Here is a 1,198-nt window from a genome sequence, read left to right on the forward strand (position 1 = left end):
GGCGAGCGAGCTCGCCGGGGATAGACCGGTGCGCGCGAAGCGAATTCGCCCCGCGCGGCAAACGCCGCGATCCGGTGGGGCGGCGCGCGAAGGCGGCAGCCCTGCCGGAAGCGGCGATCTGCGACTACGCTAGCTGAATTGTGGAACCCGTCTACCGGTCGATCATCGGCCTGGCCCGAACCGTCTTCTTCCTCGAAGGTCTGAAGTTCACCGTCAAGGGGGCGGAGAACGTCCCCGCCTCCGGTGGTGCCGTGGTGGCGATCAACCACACCGGCTACATGGACTTCACCTACGCGGGACTGCCCGCGCGCACCCCTGGTCGCTACATCAGGTTCATGGCCAAGCAGGAGGTGTTCGACAACAGCATCTCCGGCCCGATCATGCGCGTCCTCAAGCACATCCCGGTCGACCGCACCGCGGGCGCCGATTCCTACAAGTCGGCGGTGAAATACCTGCGCGACGGCGAGCTCGTCGGCGTCTACCCCGAGGCCACGATCAGCCGCAGCTTCGAGATCAAGGAATTCAAGTCCGGCGCGGCCAGGATGGCGCTGGAAGCCGAGGTCCCGATCATCCCGATCGTCATCTGGGGCGCCCAGCGCGTCTGGACCAAGGGCTTCCCCAAGCGCCTCGGCCGCACCAACACCCCCATCTCGATCGCCGTCGGCACCCCCATCCAGCCCTACGAACCCGCCGCCGACCTCACCGCCGAGCTCCGCACCACCATGCAGCGACTACTCGCCGAGCTGCAGGAATCCTACGAACACGAGCCCGGCGCCTACTGGGTCCCGCGCCGCCTCGGCGGCAGCGCCCCGACCTTGGAAGAGGCCACCGCCCTCGACGACGCCGAGGCCGCCGAACGCCTCGCCCGCAAGGCCGCGCAGACTCAGGATGACGACACCCAGCGCAGTTGACGGTGCGGGGGCCTTGCCAGTGCGGTCCGCGCCCGGCATTATGGAGGTGCCTTCGGCAATAGCCGTGGGAAGTGGTCCGTGTAGGAGGTCTCCGGGGCGTAAGCACCCGTAGTGGCAGCCTCATCGAATGGTTTCCAGCCTTGCGTGCCCACTGGACTAGAGGGGGGGCCGGGCGGGGGCCGCGGCGCGCCCAGTTTAGTGGGTGCGCGAGTGGGTTTTTGGGGGGGGTGGTGGTGCGCGCGATTTAGCCACCCCCCCCCCCCCCCCCCGGGGCTTAAAGGGTTAGA

1 protein-coding gene is annotated in these 1,198 nt (G+C 68.4%); it reads left to right on the plus strand.

All coding sequences use genetic code 11. The annotated features are described in order from the left end of the window. The first annotated feature begins 140 nt into the window (after positions 1 to 140). The gene (locus ACFWPJ_RS27110) at positions 141 to 911 is read left to right on the plus strand and encodes a lysophospholipid acyltransferase family protein (protein WP_378855457.1); all 771 of its coding nucleotides are present in this window, start codon (positions 141 to 143) and stop codon (positions 909 to 911) included. Positions 912 to 1,198: the final 287 nt, after the last annotated feature.

Origin of the sequence: Nocardia sp. NPDC058497 (assembly GCF_042720195.1) — a bacterium.
Classification (GTDB): Bacteria; Actinomycetota; Actinomycetes; order Mycobacteriales; family Mycobacteriaceae; genus Nocardia.